The 15,617-nt window shown below is 70.1% G+C and carries 13 protein-coding genes; 12 read left to right on the top strand and 1 reads right to left on the bottom strand.

Translation table 11 applies throughout. From position 1 onward, the window contains the following. Window positions 1–60 precede the first annotated feature (60 nt). The 9 genes from MZC64_RS09405 to MZC64_RS09365 all read left to right on the top strand — a co-directional run bounded on the left by MZC64_RS09405 (window position 61) and on the right by MZC64_RS09365 (window position 8,904). Window positions 61–627, top strand: coding sequence for a hypothetical protein (locus tag MZC64_RS09405; RefSeq protein ID WP_247797672.1), 567 nt, complete (start codon window positions 61–63; stop codon window positions 625–627). Then, window positions 624–2,198 carry a YfjI family protein gene (locus MZC64_RS09400; RefSeq protein ID WP_247797671.1) on the top strand — a complete coding sequence of 525 codons (1,575 nt, stop codon included), beginning with the start codon at window positions 624–626 and terminating at the stop codon, window positions 2,196–2,198. Before MZC64_RS09405 ends, MZC64_RS09400 begins: the two co-directional genes overlap by 4 nt. Window positions 2,199–2,595: 397 nt before the next feature. Beyond that, window positions 2,596–3,003: an RRQRL motif-containing zinc-binding protein gene (locus MZC64_RS09395; protein ID WP_247797670.1), complete on the top strand. Its 408-nt coding sequence runs from the start codon at window positions 2,596–2,598 to the stop codon at window positions 3,001–3,003. A 224-nt stretch (window positions 3,004–3,227) separates the two neighbouring features. Continuing rightward, window positions 3,228–3,986 carry a DUF5131 family protein gene (locus tag MZC64_RS09390; RefSeq protein ID WP_247797669.1) on the top strand — a complete coding sequence of 253 codons (759 nt, stop codon included), beginning with the start codon at window positions 3,228–3,230 and terminating at the stop codon, window positions 3,984–3,986. Window positions 3,987–4,049: 63 nt separating this feature from the next. Further along, window positions 4,050–5,156 (top strand): three-Cys-motif partner protein TcmP, encoded by a 1,107-nt coding sequence (gene tcmP / locus MZC64_RS09385; protein WP_247797668.1) that lies wholly within the window; start codon window positions 4,050–4,052, stop codon window positions 5,154–5,156. A gap of 368 nt (window positions 5,157–5,524) precedes the next feature. Continuing rightward, complete coding sequence (locus tag MZC64_RS09380; protein ID WP_247762883.1) at window positions 5,525–5,953, top strand: hypothetical protein; 429 nt, start codon at window positions 5,525–5,527, stop codon at window positions 5,951–5,953. Further along, window positions 5,854–6,180 carry a helix-turn-helix transcriptional regulator gene (locus MZC64_RS09375; RefSeq protein ID WP_247763375.1) on the top strand — a complete coding sequence of 109 codons (327 nt, stop codon included), beginning with the start codon at window positions 5,854–5,856 and terminating at the stop codon, window positions 6,178–6,180. Before MZC64_RS09380 ends, MZC64_RS09375 begins: the two co-directional genes overlap by 100 nt. Beyond that, window positions 6,177–7,145, top strand: coding sequence for an NAD(P)-dependent alcohol dehydrogenase (locus MZC64_RS09370; RefSeq protein ID WP_247762881.1), 969 nt, complete (start codon window positions 6,177–6,179; stop codon window positions 7,143–7,145). The genes MZC64_RS09375 and MZC64_RS09370 overlap by 4 nt, the downstream gene beginning before the upstream one ends. A 133-nt stretch (window positions 7,146–7,278) precedes the next feature. Then, on the top strand, window positions 7,279–8,904 hold the full coding sequence (locus MZC64_RS09365) for a DEAD/DEAH box helicase (RefSeq protein WP_247762879.1): 1,626 nt from the start codon (window positions 7,279–7,281) through the stop codon (window positions 8,902–8,904). A 1-nt stretch (window position 8,905) separates the two neighbouring features. Here the strand turns inward: MZC64_RS09365 and MZC64_RS09360 are convergent, their stop codons facing one another. Beyond that, the gene (locus MZC64_RS09360; protein WP_247762877.1) at window positions 8,906–9,793 is read right to left on the bottom strand and encodes an alpha/beta fold hydrolase; all 888 of its coding nucleotides are present in this window, start codon (window positions 9,791–9,793) and stop codon (window positions 8,906–8,908) included. A 227-nt stretch (window positions 9,794–10,020) separates the two neighbouring features. Here MZC64_RS09360 and MZC64_RS09355 point away from each other — a divergent pair, with 227 nt between their 5' ends. The 3 genes from MZC64_RS09355 to MZC64_RS09345 all read left to right on the top strand — a co-directional run bounded on the left by MZC64_RS09355 (window position 10,021) and on the right by MZC64_RS09345 (window position 15,585). After that, window positions 10,021–12,075: an ATP-binding protein gene (locus MZC64_RS09355; RefSeq protein WP_247762876.1), complete on the top strand. Its 2,055-nt coding sequence runs from the start codon at window positions 10,021–10,023 to the stop codon at window positions 12,073–12,075. Between the two features lie 115 nt (window positions 12,076–12,190). Continuing rightward, complete coding sequence (locus MZC64_RS09350; protein ID WP_247762874.1) at window positions 12,191–13,084, top strand: sigma-70 family RNA polymerase sigma factor; 894 nt, start codon at window positions 12,191–12,193, stop codon at window positions 13,082–13,084. Window positions 13,085–13,773: 689 nt separating this feature from the next. Continuing rightward, complete coding sequence (locus tag MZC64_RS09345) at window positions 13,774–15,585, top strand: glycoside hydrolase family 18 chitinase (RefSeq protein WP_247762872.1); 1,812 nt, start codon at window positions 13,774–13,776, stop codon at window positions 15,583–15,585. The last annotated feature ends 32 nt before the right edge of the window (window positions 15,586–15,617 follow it).

Here is a 15,617-nt window from a genome sequence, read left to right as displayed (position 1 = left end):
AGCGGGCCATCCTGGCCGCCGCACACCCGATCCACCCCCTCACGACGGAAGGAGCAGGCCATGGAACGCCACCGGCACCCCGATACCGCGGTGCCCGCCTACGGCAGCCCGGCCTGGCACGCCCTGCCGCAGCACCACCCCCACCGGGTTCGCGCGACCGTCCTGGCCGCCGAAGCCTGGCACCGGTACTGGAGTCCGCCCATGCTTCGCCTGCGCGCCGAGCAGACCGAGCGGGACTTCCGCGCGCGCCTGCGCGCCGTGGGCTACGACGTGGCCGCGGCCTGGGCCGACCAGCACGTCATCCTCGGCCCGTCCTACCGCGCGCTGACCGCGCGCCGCACCCTGCGCACCACCACCAGCTGCGGCCGCCCCGGCTGCGCCGAGCCGGTCACCGTGGCCCACCCCTTCCCGGCGCGGTGGCTCGACGCCGAAGGCTGGCCGAACAAGGAACTGGTGCGCTGCCCAGCACACGACGCCCACACGACCCCCAACCAGAACCCGGAATCCGGGGTCCCGCAACACCAGGCCAGCGCCGTTCGCCCGTCCACGGGCACCTCAGCGCCTCACCTCCCGAGCACCAGCCGGCCGGATCGTGCGCGCCCGGCAGCGGAAGGCACCGCGGCATGAGCATCGACACCCACCACACCACCCACGACCACCCGCCCTTGCCGGTGCCCGAACCCTCCAGCACCGAGGAACTGGACACGGTCGATGCCTGGGAAGCACCGGCCTCCCTCGGCACCGACCGGAAACTGCCCGCCTTCCCCGTCGAGGTGCTGCCCGCCTGGATGGCCGATCAGATCCGCGCGGTCGCCGAGTTCACCCAGACCCCGCGCGATCTGGCCGGATCCATCGCCCTGTCCGCGCTGGCCACCGCCGCCGCCCGGCGCGCCGTCGTCGTGATCCGGCCCGGCTGGCCCGAACCGACCAACCTGTTCCTGCTCGTCGCACTGCCACCCGGCAACCGCAAGAGCCCCGTGTTCGACGCGATGATCGCCCCCATCATCGCCGCCGAAGAGCAGCTCAAGCTGCTGGCCGAGCCCCGCATCGAGATGGCCAAGGTGGAATCCCGCATCGCCGAACGCGACGCGGAAAAGGCCGCCAACCTCGCAGCCCTCGACGACGAGCACTCCGTGCAGACCGCCACCGAGGCCGCGCTGCGCGCCCGCTCGATCACCATCCCCGCGCAACCACGGCTCATCGGCGATGACGGCACCCCCGAAGCCGTGGCCGGGGTACTGGCCGAGCAAGGCGGGCGCCTGGCGATCCTCTCCGACGAGGGCACCATCGTGGCCAACCTCGCCGGCCGCTACTCCGGCGGCAGCCCCAACTTCGAGGTCTTCCTCAAAGGCCACTCCGGCGGCACCATGCGCGTGGACCGCCGCGGCCGCGCCTACGAGCACGTCACCAACGTCGCCCTAACCCTCGGCCTGGCCGTGCAGCCGCACGTGCTGCGCGACCTGGCCGCCATCCCCGGCGGCGGTGTGGACGAGAAAGGCCTGCTCGCCCGGTTCCTGTTCTCCCTGCCGCACAGCACCGTCGGCTACCGCGCCACCGACGTCCCCCCGGTGTCCGCCCAGGTCGCCAACGCCTACCACCGTCAGCTCACCGAGCTGACCCTGCGCCTCAACGACCGCGCCGAGCACCCCGCCGAACTCGCCTTCAGCCCCGAGGCCAACGCCGCCATGCGCGCCCTGCAGGCCGAGATCGAACCGCGCCTGCGCCCCCGGGCCGACTGGGCCCACATCACCGGCTGGGGCAACAAGTACGCCGGATCGGTCGCCCGGCTGGCCGGGCTGCTGCACCTGGCCCGCCACACCGACATCCCCGACCGGACACCGATCACCGCGGACACGTTCGCCGGGGCGCGGCAGCTGGGGGAGTACTTCGCCGCGCACGCCCTGGCCGCCTTCGAGCACATGGCCACCACCCCCACCGACGACACCGCCCTGGCCGTGCTGCGCTGGATCGAACGCACCCCGCAGATCTCCTTCACCCGCCGGGACGCCTTCGCCGCCACCCGCTCCTCCCGCATCCGGCGGGTCACCGACATCGACCCCGCCCTGACCATGCTGGAAGACCTCGGCCACATCCGCCGCGCCCCCGAACCCGACCGCGCCGGCGCCCGCGGCCGCAAACCCTCCCCGGTCTACTTCACCCACCCCCAGCACCGCCCCGAGCCCGGGGGGACCGCGTGACGGCCGCACAGAATGCACAGAACGCACAGAATCCGGACCGCCTGAACGTTTCCGCAGCTCAACTGGGTCGTAAGGCGATCATCAGCGGGTGGGGCCGGAACGCACAGAATGCGCACAGAATGCACAGAATGCCGCACAGAATGGCTGCGGCCCCGATCCAGTCCTCTCCGCATGCTCCGGGCCTGGACGACCAGGAAAGTAACGCACCGTCACCGAAATCGCGCCTCTGCCCGCAGGCGGGACGGCGCGGGGTCATTGTGTGCACATTCTGTGCGCATTCTGTGCGATCCGTCCATGATCACGGAACGGAGCGTTCACCTGCGGGAACGGGCCACACGGAGCCATTCTGTGCATTCTGTGCATTCTGTGCGGGGGTCGTGCTCTGGGGGTGCTCGTGGTGACCCAGCGCTACCTAAGCCACTTCGACTGCCACGACCCCACCGCCCAGCGGCACCCGATCCCGACCTACGCCTGGGGCCGGGCTCCGGACCACCTGGTGACCCGTCGCCAGCTCCGCGCCGCCGGATGGAGCCCCGGCCAGCACGCGGTCGCGCAGATGCTGCGCCCGCGCAAGCGCCGGCCGACCCAACCGCTGCGGGCCTGGTTGTACGACATCGAGGCCGCCGTACCCAAGCGCGTACCGAGCCCGGCGCAGTTGGACGCGATCGGCAAGGCGTTGCGCGCCCGCCGAACCTGCCCGGCCTGCGGGCAGGACGTCGGGTACTGCCTGGCCGCCTCCTGGCCATGCCTCGGCGAATGCCTCGACTGCACCGCCGCAGCGGGCCGCATACAGCTCGCAGCCTGATCTATGCCGGTGGGAAAGGTGACGGGCCGGTAGTGACTGACGGGAAGTCCTCAACTTGACGGGCACCTCGTCGATCAAGACAGGGAAGCAGTCACCTTGAACCGCTCCCTGCATCTCTACGAACAAAATCCACCGAACGGGTGTTCGAATGGGGTGTACTAGGGGCTAGCGTCAGAAGCGGATCATCACTGGTTTACCGTGGCTCAGTCTCAGGAGGTGCCACGATGAGCACACGGTCTCGCATTGAGTGGACCGAGACCACGTGGAACCCAACCACTGGGTGCGACAAGGTCTCGGCTGGGTGCGACAACTGCTACGCCCTGACCTTGGCCAAGCGACTCAAGGCGATGGGCTCAGCCAAGTACCAACACGACGGCGATCCTCGAACCAGCGGACCGGGGTTCGGCGTTGCAGTCCACGGCGATGCTCTCGTCGCGCCTTTGCGCTGGCGAGAGCCGCGGCTGGTGTTCGTCAACTCCATGAGCGACCTGTTCCACGCCAAAATCCCAGTGGACTTCATTCGCCGTGTTTTTTCGATCATGGAGGCAACCCCTCAGCACACCTACCAGATCCTCACCAAACGAGCGCGGCGTCTACGCCGGATCGCCGAGAGCCTGCCCTGGCCACCGAACGTCTGGATTGGCGTCTCCGTCGAGAACACCGACACGCTTAGCCGAACGGATGATCTCCGCTCCGTTCCCGCTGCCATTCGCTTCCTGTCCTGTGAGCCACTGCTTGGCCCGCTGCCGAACCTCGACCTCGATGGCATCCACTGGCTCATCGCCGGCGGAGAATCTGGTCCGCAGGCTCGCCCCATGGACGAGACATGGGTCCTCGACCTTCGAGACCAGTGCGTGCGTGCCGACGTGCCCTTCTTCTTCAAACAGTGGGGCGGCCGGACACCCAAGGCCGGCGGCCGTGAGCTGCAGGGACGGACGTGGGATGAAATGCCTCAAACGAACGAACTTGCCGGAACCGCTTGACGCCGCTTCCTGAACCTCCGCACTGTGTAGTTGCCATATCACTACGAGTGGCCGGGGGTGTCGATGAAGGGACCGTGGGATCTAGCGCCGCACACGGCGGCGAAGCACAAGATCTACGGGAAGTACCTTGACGCCTGGTTCCCCATCCTGATCCAGCGATACGGCGAGGTCACCTACGCCGAGGGGTTCTCCGGCTGTGGCATCTACAGCCACGGAGAAGAGGGCTCACCGATCATCGCGTTGAGCCGACTGCTCCGTCGGCGTCGCGAGTTCAGTCAGCTTCAGCGGGCTCGGTTCCTGTTGGTCGAGAAGGAGCGGCACAACGCGGAGCTGCTGGCTGGTGAACTCGGGAAGATCCTCAATGTCGGTGCGCCGGTGTTCGACTTCGACGACGGCGTCGTTGAGGTGCGCTTGCGTTGTGGCGAGTGTCAGCACGAACTGCCGAAGCTCCTCAACCAGTCCAAGGTATGGAGCAAGCCGATACTCGCGATCTTCGACACCTTCGGTGGTGGCGTGCCCGCCCAGCTCCTCGCCAACATCGCCACCAACAAGAGCTCGGAGGTGATCTACACGGTCCTGCCTCAGCACTTTGCCCGGTTCCACTCGGATCACGCCCGCGGCGACGCGATCTTCGGAGACACTGCCTGGCGCGATGTGGCACAGCACGAGCCCTACAAGAAGCGCGAACACATCGCCCGTGAGTTTGAGACCACGATGCGCACAGCCGGGTTCAACCACGTTCTCCGCTTCAACCTTGGCACCTCACGCGGCGATCAGCTCAACCTCTTGTACGGCACCTGTTCCGACAAGGGAGTCGAGAAGTTCAAGGATGCTCTCTGGAACGCTGACCCTGTCCAAGGCGCTGGGTTCCAGGACCCCCGTGACCCCTGGCAGCAGATGCTGCCGATGCATCACGAACCCGATCTCGCCCCACTCGAACGACTGCTTCACGGCCTCCTGCTTAACGCTCCAAACCGGTCGCAGACCGTCGAACAGCTTCGGGAGTTCACCAAGCTCCACACCATCTACAAGGCATCACACGTAACCAGGTGCCTCACCAAGCTGGAGAAAGACAAGCTGATCCAGACTCCCACCGGAGCGCTGCGCCTGGGCACGACAACGATCACCGCTCGACCGCCAAAGCCCGAGCAGCTAAGCATGTTGGGGTAGCCGACACGCGGCCCCGCCGTGACACCACTTGTGACGCGAAACGGTGTGAATCGGTGAGGTCAGGGCACGATCATGGGGGCGGTTGTGTAGGCAAAGTGGCTGGCAGAGGGCTTGGACAACGCCTACGGCCACCCTCCTAAAGCGGGTGTCGCAGGTTCGAATCCTGCCGGGGCCACCACAGCTGAACAGCACAGATCAGCCCGCTACCTGCGAAAACAGGGTGGCGGGCTGATCTTGTTTTGTCCCGTCGCAGGCGTCCACACCACATGCGCGCGCGAGTCCGGCGCCACAGGTCAAGAATGTTTGACACGGTGTCTGGTCTGCTTTACATTCGGTCGTGTCAAGTTTCCTTTACATAGGAGCCCGGCGTGGCGATCGAAGAGAAGCGCGCGTGGATCTTGATGGTGGTGGCGATCTGTGGCTACACCACCTACCTGGTCCTCGTGCTGGGGCGGTCCGGACCTGGTCCGCTGGCGGAAACCCCCTATGCCGCAACGATGTTGTGGACCATCGGCGGTGGCATCGTGGCCGGGATCGTGTTGCACATCCTGGCCTCCATCGCCACCTCCGCCGCGGCCAACCGGACCGATCAGCGGGACCGGGAGATCAACCAGTTCGGTGAGCACGTCGGCGGGTCCTTCATCGTGATCGGCGCGATGTCCGCGCTGGTCATGGCCATGGCCGAGGCGCCGCACTTCTGGATCGCCAACACGATCTACCTGGGCTTCGTGCTCTCCGCGGTGCTCGGCTCGGCGACCAAGGTGATGGCCTACCGACAGGGGTTCCAGCCGTGGTGAAGCCGACCAAGGTGACCAACTCGATCCGCGCGCTGCGGTTCGGGCAGGACCAGATGACCCAGGCCGAGCTGGCCGATCTGATCGGAGTGACCCGGCAGACGGTGATCGCCATCGAGGGCGGCCGGTATTCGCCGTCGCTGGAGATGGCCTTCCAGATCGCGCGGGTGTTCAACGTGGGGCTCGACGACGTTTTCCAGTATCCGGGCGATGCAGGGGAGAGATCATGAAGGCGATCGCGCAGAACCGTTACGGCTCGACGGATGTGCTGGCGTTGCAGGACATCCCGGTGCCGACGCCCAAGGACGGCGAGGTGTTGCTGCGGGTGCGGGCGGCCGGGGTGGACCCCGGGGTGTGGCATCTGATGACCGGGCAGCCCTACCTGCTCCGGCTGATGGGCTTCGGCCTGCGCAGGCCGAAGGTCGCGGTGCGCGGCCGGGATGTGGCCGGCGTGGTCGAGGCGGTTGGTTCCGGTGTGACCGGGTTCCAGCCTGGGGATGCGGTGTTCGGGACCGCGGAGGGCTCCTTCGCCGAGTATGTGTGCGCCAGGGCGGACCGGCTCGCGGCCAAACCGGCGAACCTGACCTTCGAGCAGGCGGCGGCCATGCCCATCTCCGCGGGCAGCGCGTTGCAGGGCCTGCGGGACGCCGGCCGGATCCGGGCCGGGCAGCACGTGCTGATCACCGGCGCGGGCGGCGGGGTCGGCAGTTTCGCGGTGCAGCTGGCCAAGGAGTTCTGCGCCCAGGTGACCGCGGTGTGCGGGCCGGAGCGGGTCGAGCTGGTCCGCTCGCTCGGCGCGGACCGGGTGATCGACCGCAGCCAGGCCGACTTCATCGACGGCACTCGCTACGACCTGATCCTGGACAACTCGGGGCTCTGCTCACTCGCCCATCTGCGCCGGGCGCTGACCCCGGCGGGCACCCTGGTCATCGTCGGCGGGGAGGGCGCCGGGCGCTGGTTCGGCGGCATCGACCGGGTGCTGCGCGCGTTGCTGTGGTCGCTGGTGCTCAAGCAGAACCTGCGTGGACTGTTCGCCACCGAACGAGCCGCGGACTTCGCGCTGCTGGGCGAACTCGCCGAGGAGGGCAAGCTCACACCCGCACTCGACCGGACCTTCCCACTGAGCGAGACCGCGGCCGCGATCAAGCACCTGCACGACGGCAAGGCCAGGGGCAAGGTCGTTATTTCGGTCTGAGCGGTCCCGGCTGAGCTACACTGGAGACGCGGCCCGCTCAGTTCTGCCTCGGGCTGCCCTTCTGGTCGATCCACCATTGCGCTGCGGACGATCCGCGCCGGGCAGGACGACACCTCATACGTTCGGAGACTTCATGGCGGCCCGCCGCCCTCACACGACTCTTTCGCCTGCTCAGCCCGCCGCCACCTTCACCGGTCTCGGCGTTCCCGCGGCGCTGGCCGCGGTGCTCGCGGAACGGGGTATCGACACCCCGTTCCCGATCCAGACCGCGACCCTGCCGGACTCCCTGGCCGGTCGCGACGTGCTCGGCCGCGGCCGCACCGGCTCCGGCAAGACCTACGCGTTCCTGCTGCCGATGCTGGCCCGGCTGGCCGCGAGCAACACCCCCCGGCGGCCCGGCAGGCCGCGCGCGCTCATCCTCGCGCCGACCCGTGAACTGGTCGGCCAGATCACCGAATCCCTTGCGCCGCTTGCCAAGGCGCTCAAGCTGCGGACGATGACCGTCTTCGGCGGAGTGGCTCCCCGGCCGCAGATCAACGGACTGCGCGCCGGCGTGGACATCCTGGTGGCCTGCCCCGGCAGGCTCGCCGACCACATGGGCGAGGGCCACGCCAACCTGGACGCGGTGGAGATCACCGTGCTGGACGAGGCCGACCACATGGCCGACCTCGGCTTCCTGCCGGTGGTGCGCAGGCTGCTGGACACCACGCCCAAGGGCGGGCAGCGGCTGCTGTTCTCCGCCACCCTGGACAGCGGGGTGGACACCCTGGTGCGCCGCTATCTCAGCAACCCGGTGACGCACAGCGTGGACTCGGCCCAGTCGCCGGTCACCGCGATGACCCACCACGTGCTCCAGGTCCGCGCCGAGCACCGGCTGCCGGTGCTGGCCGACCTGACCGCCGCGCCGGGCCGGACCGTGGTGTTCACCCGCACCAAGCGCGGGGCCACCAAGCTGACCAAGCAGCTCATCGCCTCGGGCGTGCCCGCGGTCGAACTGCACGGCAACCTCGGCCAGTCCGCGCGCACCCGTAACCTGGGCGCCTTCGCCGAGGGCCGGATCCGCACGCTGGTGGCCACCGACATCGCCGCCCGCGGCATCCACGTGGACGACGTCACGCTGGTCGTGCACGCCGATCCGCCGATGGAGCACAAGGCATACCTGCACCGCTCCGGCCGCACGGCCCGCGCGGGCGCGGCGGGCACGGTGGTCACGCTGATGACCGCCGACCAGGCCGCCGATGTCCGGGACCTGACCCGCAAGGCGGGCATCTCCCCGCAGCTGACCAAGGTGACGCCGGAGCACCCGCTGCTGGCGCAGCTCGCGGTCGGCGAACGCTGCTACGTCACCCCGCCCCCCACGCCGGCGCCGTCGGAGCGCCAGCCGGCCCGCCGCGCCGCCGCTGGTGGTGGCCGTGGTGCTGCGGGCGGGCGCCGGGGTTCGGGCGGTCGCGCCAGCGCCACCCCGCGCAACGGCTCCGCGCCGGACGAGGGTTCGGGCACCCGCGAGGGCTCCGGCCAGCGCGGCGGTTCGGGCCAGCGCACCGGTTCCGGCCGGGGCGGCTCGGGCCAGCGCACCGGCTCCGGTCAGCGTGGCGGACCGCGTCCGGCCAAGGACGCTGACGCCGGCACTGGCACTCGGCGTGGTGGCTCCGGCGCGCGCCGGGCCCCCGCATCACCCGCCGCCGCGGCCACTCCGGCCGGCAGCGCGGCGAGTTTCTCCGCGAAGAGCAGGGCGGGCGCTCGCCGCGGCGGGCGCTGAGTCACACCCGCTTGAGCACGTCGAGGATGCCCTCGACGATCTCCTCGGGCTGGTCCATGTGCAGCCAGCTGTGGCTGCCATGGGCCAGCACCCGGTGCTCGCCCCGCGGCGCGGCGGCGGCGAGTGCCTGGTACATCGCCAGTTTGCGCTCGCCCTGCACCCGCAGCAGTTCCTCGGACAGGAACAGTCGCTGGCTCGGGTCGATGCCGTTGGCGGTGTAGAGCAGGTACGGCACGTCCGGGATCGGGCCGCCGCGGCGCAGTTCGGCGAACACTGTCGCCAGGTTGGACCGCTCCCGGGCGCCGATCCGCATCCACTCCAGGTCGAGCTGGCGTTCGATCAACAGCTCGCGGATCTCCGTCGGCCAGGCGGCCAGTTTCTCGGTGATCAGGTCGCGGAACCGCTGGATGATCTCGGCGGGCAGTTCGGGCATCGGCGCGTCCGCCGCCCCGTTCTGGATCCGCAGCTCCGGCGGCATGTAGTCGTCCCAGTCCTCGTGCGCGCCCTCCAGCGACACCAGTCCGGCCACCTGGTCGGGGTAGCGCTGGGCGAAGCGGCGGGCGTAGACCCCGCCGAGGGAATGCGCCACCAGCACGTACGGACCGCTGACCTCGCTGGCGCGCAACAGTTCGCGCAGTTCGTCGGCGACCTCGGCCGCGGTGCGTGGCAACGGGATCCGCTCGCTGAAGCCGGTGCCCGCCCGGTCGTAGAGCACGCTGGTGGTGTGCTCGGCGATCCGGTTGTGCAGGTTGAGGTAGTGCAGGCCAACCATGCTCGCGCCGGGCAGGAACACCACCGGCGGCCCGCCCCGGCCGGAGCGGTGCGTGAACAACCTCCGCCCGCCTGCCCGCACGTGTTCGCCCAGCGGTAACGCGGCTGCCTGGGTCATCGTGATCCCCCTCGGTTCCAGGTTCGTCCGGTGCGTCGCCGACTATACGTATACCCCTACGTACACGCAACAGGGTCACATAGCCCGATATAGAGATTCCGAATGCGCTATTCGCGGGCAATGATCTGGCCGACAACGGCCGCGATCTGGCCCGAGGACGGTCTTTCGACGTAGAACAACCTCGTCACGGCACTGGCAGCACTGTGACATCCGACCCGAGGTGGTTCATGTCCGGAAACGAGAAGTCCCTACTCGGCCGCCGCGTGCAGGCAATGCGGGAACGCGCCTTTGTCGGCAGGGAAGCCCAGCTCAGCGCCTTCACTGAGGCGCTGACCGGGACCGGCCGGGCCGCGTCCGTGTTGTTCGCGCACGGTCCAGGCGGCATCGGCAAATCGACCCTGCTTCGACGATTCGGGCACGTTGCCCGTTCGGCCGGTCACCCCGTTGTCGAGATCGACGGACGTATTGTCGGGGCAGATCCAGGGCAATTCGCGAATAGGGCTCAGGTTGCGCTCACGGACGAGCGCGCGGTGTTGCTGGTGGACGACTTCGACGCCTGCGCGGGCCTGGCGGACTGGCTGCGCGAGGACTTCCTGACCCGGCTGCCGGTCGGTGTGGTCACCGTGCTGGCCGGCCGCCGCCCGCCGGGCAGCCGATGGCTGGTCGACCCGGGCTGGGCCGGGCTGTTCCGCGCGCTGCCCGTACGCGACCTGGCCCCGGCCGAGGCGGAGACCTTCCTGCGCGACCGGGGCGTGCCCTCGACCGCGATCGACGCGCTGCTGTCCTTCACCGGCGGCAACCCGCTCGCCCTGGCCCTGGCCGCCGCGCTCGCCCAGCACGAGTCGGCGCCGCCTGCCGACTGGACGCCGGGACACGGCGTGCTGGAAGCGCTGCTGCCGCAGCTGATCGGCGAACTGCCCTCGGCACTGCACCGGCGGGCGCTGGAGGTTTGCGCGCACGCGCGGGTCACCACCGAGGGCCTGCTGCGCGCGGTGCTGGGTGAGGCCGCCGCGGAGTTGTTCGGCTGGCTGCGCGGGCTGCCGTTCGTGGCGGTCACCGAACGCGGCCTGTACCCGAGTCCGGTGGTGCGCGCGGCACTGGAGGCGGACCTGCGGTGGCGTGATCCGGACGCCCACCAGGCCATGCACGGCCAGGTCCGGGAACACCTGCGCGCCGCGGTGCAGACCGCCACCCATCACACCACCCACACCACCACCCGCCCAGCCAACCGGGCCGAGGCCCTGCCACTCATCGACGCCCTGCTCTACCTGCGCCGGGACCCCTCGGTGCGGGCCACGCACACCTTCCGCGACGCGGGCTCGGTACGCGAACTGCCGTACACGCCCGCCGAGCACGCCACCGTGCTCGCGCTGACCGAGTCCGCCGAAGGCCCCGCCGCCGCCGAACTGGCCCGCTACTGGCTGGCCCGCCAACCAGAAGCGTTCCGGCTCTACCAGTGCACCCACACCAGCCGGGTGATCGCCTTCTCCGCCTGGCTGCGCCTGGCCGGTCAGGAGGGCGCCGACACCGACCCGGTGGTCGCCGCGGCCTGGGCGCACGCCCGCGCCACCGCACCACTACGCGAGGGCGAAACCCTTGCGGTGGCCCGTTTCGCGGTACACCCGGAGGCCTACCAGCGTCCCTCCCCCGTGCTCGATCTGATGCGCTGCGGCGCCATCGCGGAAACCCTGCGCCCACACCGCCTGGCCTGGACCTACACCGTGCTGCGGGACCCGGAGTTCTGGACGCCGCACCTGACCCACTGGGGCAATCACCCCGTGCCGGACCGCCCGGCCGTAGGCGAACACAGCTACACCTTGTTCGCCCGCGACTGGCGCAGCCACCGCACCCCGCCCCGGCTGACCTCGCTGCGCGCGACCACGCCGCAACGCCCCGGCCCAGCCGGCCTGGTCGTGCTGACCCGCCCGGAGTTCGACAGCGCGGTCCGCGACGCCCTGCGCTGCCTGCGCGACGCCGAAGCCCACACCGCCAACCCACTGACCCACAGCCGCCTGGTCGCCGAGACCAGATTGCCCCTCAACGACCTGCTGCTGCGCGCCATCCAGTCCCTGCGCGAGGACCGCGGCGGCGAGAAGTACCACCGCGCGGTCACCGCCACCTACACCCGCGGCGCCCCCACCCAGGAGGCCGCCGCGGCCCGCCTCGGCCTGCCGTTCAGCACCTATCGACGGCACCTGCAGACCGGCCTCGGCAGACTGTGCGATGTGTTGTGGGACAGGGAGATCCACGGCGAAGAGCACCCAGTCGGCAAGGTCAGCTGAGCCTGACGGCCAGACCCGCTCGGCCGGCCGGGCGGACCTGGTGTTCTGCTTCTGTCACATCCCGCGGTTCTGCTCCGTCAGAGCCATGACGGACCCCGGCGAAGGAATGTGACCGATGGACGAACACGATGTGCTCGCGGCGCGGTTCGAGGAGAACCGCAACCACCTCCTGGCGGTGGCGTTCCGCGTGCTCGGCTCGCGCACCGAGGCCGAGGACGCGGTGCAGGAAGCCTGGTTCCGGCTCAGCCGGACCGATTCTGGGCAGGTGGACAACCTCGCGGGCTGGCTGACCACCGTGGTGGGGCGGGTGTGCCTGGACATGTTGCGGGCCAAGCGTTCCCGGCGGGAGGAACTGCCAGGGGAACAGCTCCCCGAGCAGGTCGCCGAGGTCGACGGCCCGGAGCAGGCGGCGCTGCTCGCTGATTCAGTCGGTATTGCCCTCCTTGTCGTGTTGGAGACCTTGGCGCCCGCGGAACGGCTCGCCTTCGTGCTGCACGATCTCTTCGCGGTGCCCTTCGACGAGATCGCGCCGATCGTGGGCCGCTCGCCCGAAGCGACCCGTCAACTCGCCAGCCGGGCGCGCCGGCGGGTGCAGGGCGCACCCGCCGAACCGGAGCCCGACCAGCACCGGCAACGCGCCGTGGTGGAGGCGTTCCTGGCCGCCTCCCGCGGTGGTGATCTCCAGGCCCTGCTCACGGTGCTCGACCCCGACGTCGTGCTCCGCGCCGACCAGGTGGCGGTCACCAGCGCCAAGACCTACGCGAAGCAGGGCGCACCGCTGCTGGCTGCCGAACTGCGGGGTGCCGAGGCTGTCGCGAAGACCTTCTCCGGCCGGGCTCGGGCGGCCCAGCCTGCCTTGCTCGACGGCGTGCTGGGCGCGGTGGTCGTCGCGGGCAGTCGGACCCGGGTCGCCTTCGCGCTCACCGTTGTCGACGATCGGATCGTCGACATCGACGTCGTTGCCGACCCGGAGCGACTCGGGCGGCTGTCGGTGACGCTACTCGGCTGACGGGGCCGCTAACCAGGGACTCTGCGTCCCAGGGACGGGGAGTCCCTGGGACGCAGAGTCCCTGGCACGGGTCGGCGGATGCGAGCAGGGTGGAGGCATGGAACGCGGAATTCACAGCGAAGCGCCCGAGAGCGGGCGAGGTGTCGCGGTGCCGGCCACCAAGGCGGACAGGCCGGCCCGGCCGAGGACTGGACGTCGGCTTGGCCTGGGCTGGTGGTGGGGCCGGGAGAGCGGGCAGCGGTGGCGACGGGGCTCCGGGTGGAGCCGGGCGCCGGACCGGACGGAGTGCCGGCCACCGGACTCGGCGGGATGCGCGGCGTTGGGCGCGCTGACCGGCTTCCGGGGCTCGGGGCCGAGGAATGCCGGAGGCCGGTCGCGCGCGATCCAGGCAACCCTCTGCTGAAGGGTCCGGGCGCCCGTGGTGGCGGGACCAACGCCAGCCGCGGCGCCAATACCGCCGCCAAACGCCGACTCAGGTCGGCTACCCGCGACAACGACTGGAGGTGAGTGCCGACCGGCAATGCCGTGCCGCGGTCTGCGGCGGGGTGTCAACCAGGGTGTCAGCCAGGGCGTCCGGCGAGGTGTCCGCCGGGGCCCGGATCGGCGCCCTCGCTTGACAGCGAATAGGTCTAGACCAGATGCTCGGTGGGCTCGCCGCCGCCACCGCACGAGTTGCTGGAGGACTGCCGGTGTCCCGTCCGCGTTCCCGCCCGAGTACCCGTCTGCTGGCCCTGCTGTCCGGACTGCTCGCGTTGTCCGGGCTCCTGATACCGCCCTCGGCGAATGCGGCGGCGCAGCTGTCCGCGAGCTTCGCCACCACCGGGACCTGGGATTCCGGGTTCGGGGCGCAGTACACCATCCGCAACACCGGTGACTCGCCCGCGAGCGGGTGGACGCTGGTGTTCGACCTGCCGGCCAACGTCCGGGTGACCAGCCTGTGGAATGGGCAGCACTCGGTCTCCGGAGACCGCAACACCGTGCAGGCGCTGTCCTGGAACGGCACGATCGGCGCGGGCCAGAGCGTGACCGTCGGCTTCAACGGCAGCTTCACCGGCGCTTTCGCCGGGCCGACCGGCTGCACGGTCAACGGCGCCCCGTGCGCCGGCGGGCCCGCCGACACGCTGGCGCCGAGTGTGCCGGGTGCGGTGCGGGTCAGCGCGAGCACGGCGAGCAGCCTGACGCTGGTCTGGACCGCGGCCACGGACAACGTGGGCGTGGCCGGGTACCGGGTGTACGAGGGCTCGGCGCTGGTCGCCTCCAGCGCGGGTGCGGAGGTGACCGTGTCCGGGCTGGCGCCGGAGAGCACGCACACCTACGTGGTGACCGCGGTGGACGCGGCGGGCAACGAGTCCGGGCGCAGCCAGGCCGTCACCGGCAGCACGCCGGCGGACAGCAGTGCGCCCAAGGGTGGGATCGTCGGGGCCTACTACGCGGGCTGGACCGGGTTCCCGGTCGCGCAGATCCCGGCGCAGAAGCTGACCCACCTGTACTACGCCTTCGGGTCGGTGCAGGGCGGGCGGTGCCAGGCGCCCAGTGCCGCGGCGCTGAGCCACTTCGCCGAACTGCGCACGCTGCAGCAGCGGCACCCGCACCTCAACGTGATCATCTCGTTGGGTGGCTGGGGTGCGGACGGGTTCTCCGACGGGGCGCTGACCCCGGCCGCGCGCAGCGCGTTCGCCAGCTCGTGCGTGGACCTGTACCTCAAGCAGCACCGGGATGTCTTCGACGGCATCGACATCGACTGGGAGTTCCCGGTCTCCGGCGGCATCATCACCAAGCGGCCGGAGGACAAGCGCAACGCCACCCTGCTGTTCCAGGAGCTGCGGCGGCAGATCGACGCGGTGGGCACCGCGCAGGGCCGCAGGCTGCAGCTGATCGCGGCCACGCCGGTCGGGCGGTTCCAGCACGACGGACCCTACGACGTGGCACAGAGTTTCGAGCTGGCCGAGGTGGCCAAGACGCTCGACTTCTACAACGTGATGACCTACGACATGGGCACCGGCTACTCGCCGATCTCGATGTTCAACGCGCCGATGCGGGCCGCCGCCGAGGATCCGACCGGGCAGCCGATGAAGGGCGGCAACAACGTGGTCGGCGGGATCGAGCACTACCTGGCCAACGGGGTGCCGAAGAACAAGATGGTGCTGGGCACACCGTTCTACTCACGTGGCTTCACCGTCAACAGCCCGCAGGCGGATGCGAAGAAGGGCCTGTTCCTGCCCTACTCCGGCACCATCAACGCGCCGCAGTGGAAGACGATCAAGGCGCAGTACCTGAACAACCCGGCCTGGCAGCAGCTCCGGCACGGCACCGCCCAGGTGCCGTACCTGTACAACACCTCGACCAAGACCTTCATCAGCTACGAGGATCCGGCCTCGATCGCGGTGAAGGCGGCCTACGCCAAGCAGACCGGACTGCGCGGCACGTTCATGTGGGAGTTGTCCGACGACGACGCCCAGCACAGCCTGCTCAACGCGATGGCCGGGCCGTTCCTCGGTTAGCCGGCGCGGGCCGGGGCTGACTCGCGCCGGTC

The sequence above is a fragment of the Crossiella sp. S99.2 genome (assembly GCF_023094165.1).
GTDB lineage: Bacteria > Actinomycetota > Actinomycetes > Mycobacteriales > Pseudonocardiaceae > Crossiella.
This window is presented reverse-complemented; position numbering and strand designations above follow the sequence as displayed.